Source organism: Paenibacillus paludis (genome assembly GCF_042610515.1).
Taxonomy (GTDB): domain Bacteria; phylum Bacillota; class Bacilli; order Paenibacillales; family Paenibacillaceae; genus Paenibacillus_AQ.
This window is the reverse complement of the sequence record NZ_JBGJZP010000046.1, coordinates 1-2,285: the sequence shown is the minus strand read 5'-3', so window position 1 is coordinate 2,285 and position 2,285 is coordinate 1. Positions and strand designations below refer to the sequence as shown.

Genomic DNA, 2,285 nt, shown 5'->3' with positions numbered 1-2,285 from the left:
GTTCTCTCCGAGACGGATCCCGAGTAGTGCGGGGCACGTGAAACCCCGTATGAATCCAGCAGGACCATCTGCTAAGGCTAAATACTACCTGGCGACCGATAGTGAAACAGTACCGTGAGGGAAAGGTGAAAAGCACCCCGGAAGGGGAGTGAAATAGAACCTGAAACCGTGTGCTTACAAAAAGTCAGAGCCCTATTAATGGGTGATGGCGTGCCTTTTGTAGAATGAACCGGCGAGTTACGTTTAACATGCAAGGTTAAGGTGAGAAGCCGGAGCCGCAGCGAAAGCGAGTCTGAATAGGGCGATTGAGTATGTGGACGTAGACCCGAAACCGTGTGATCTACCCCTGTCCAGGGTGAAGGTGCGGTAACACGCACTGGAGGCCCGAACCCACGTATGTTGAAAAATGCGGGGATGAGGTGGGGGTAGCGGAGAAATTCCAATCGAACTCGGAGATAGCTGGTTCTCCCCGAAATAGCTTTAGGGCTAGCCTCGGTGAATGGAGTGGTGGAGGTAGAGCACTGATTGGGTGCGGGGCCCGCAAGGGTTACCAAGCTCAGTCAAACTCCGAATGCCATTAACTTCTTGCCGGGAGTCAGACAGTGAGTGCTAAGATCCATTGTCAAAAGGGAAACAGCCCAGACCATCAGCTAAGGTCCCCAAGTGTGTGTTAAGTGGGAAAGGATGTGGAGTTGCACAGACAACCAGGATGTTGGCTTAGAAGCAGCCACCATTGAAAGAGTGCGTAATAGCTCACTGGTCGAGTGACTCTGCGCCGAAAATGTAACGGGGCTAAACACACCACCGAAGCTATGGCTAGATGCTTTGCATCTGGGGTAGGGGAGCGTTGTATGCAGGTTGAAGGTGTACCGTAAGGAGCGCTGGACAGCATACAAGTGAGAATGCCGGTATGAGTAACGAAAAGATCAGTGAGAATCTGATCCGCCGAAAGCCCAAGGTTTCCTGAGGAAGGCTCGTCCGCTCAGGGTAAGTCGGGACCTAAGGCGAGGCCGAAAGGCGTAGTCGAAGGACAACAGTTTGAAATTACTGTACCACCGTAATCCGCTATGAGCGATGGGGTGACGCAGGAGGGTAGTGACGCGGACTGATGGATGTCCGTCTAAGCAGTGAGGCTGGTGTGTAGGCAAATCCGCACACCATTAAGGCTGGGCTGTGATGGGGAGCGAAAATTATAGTAGCGAAGGTCATGATCTCACACTGCCAAGAAAAGCCTCTAGTCAGGAGAAGGTGCCCGTACCGCAAACCGACACAGGTAGGCGAGAAGAGAATTCTAAGGCGCGCGGAAGAACTCTCGTTAAGGAACTCGGCAAAATGACCCCGTAACTTCGGGAGAAGGGGTGCCTCGGTAGGGTGAATAGCCCGAGGGGGCCGCAGTGAAAAGGCCCAAGCGACTGTTTAGCAAAAACACAGGTCTGTGCGAAGCCGCAAGGCGAAGTATACGGGCTGACGCCTGCCCGGTGCTGGAAGGTTAAGGGGAGCGGTTAGGAGCAATCCGAAGCTGTGAACCGAAGCCCCAGTAAACGGCGGCCGTAACTATAACGGTCCTAAGGTAGCGAAATTCCTTGTCAGGTAAATTCTGACCCGCACGAATGGCGTAACGACTTGGGCGCTGTCTCAACGAGAGATCCGGTGAAATTTTAATACCTGTGAAGATGCAGGTTACCCGCGACAAGACGGAAAGACCCCATGGAGCTTTACTGCAGCTTGATATTGAATTTGGGTACGATCTGTACAGGATAGGTGGGAGCCGTAGAGGCAGGAGCGCAAGCTTCTGCGGAGGCGCCGTTGGGATACCACCCTGATCGTATCTAGGTTCTAACCTGGTACCCTAATCGGGTACGGGGACCGTGTCAGGCGGGCAGTTTGACTGGGGCGGTCGCCTCCTAAAGAGTAACGGAGGCGTTCAAAGGTTCTCTCAGAATGGTTGGAAATCATTCGAAGAGTGCAAAGGCATAAGGGAGCTTGACTGCGAGATCAACAAGTCGAGCAGGGACGAAAGTCGGACTTAGTGATCCGGTGGTACCGCATGGAAGGGCCATCGCTCAACGGATAAAAGCTACCCTGGGGATAACAGGCTTATCTCCCCCAAGAGTCCACATCGACGGGGAGGTTTGGCACCTCGATGTCGGCTCATCGCATCCTGGGGCTGAAGTAGGTCCCAAGGGTTGGGCTGTTCGCCCATTAAAGCGGTACGCGAGCTGGGTTCAGAACGTCGTGAGACAGTTCGGTCCCTATCTGTCGTGGGCGCAGGAAATTTGAGAGGA

The 2,285-nt window shown here is 53.7% G+C and carries 1 rRNA gene; it reads left to right on the top strand.

Annotation, left to right across the window (positions count from 1 at the left end):
- A 23S ribosomal RNA gene (locus ACAN56_RS35340) occupies positions 1 to 2,285 on the top strand; the annotation flags it as partial.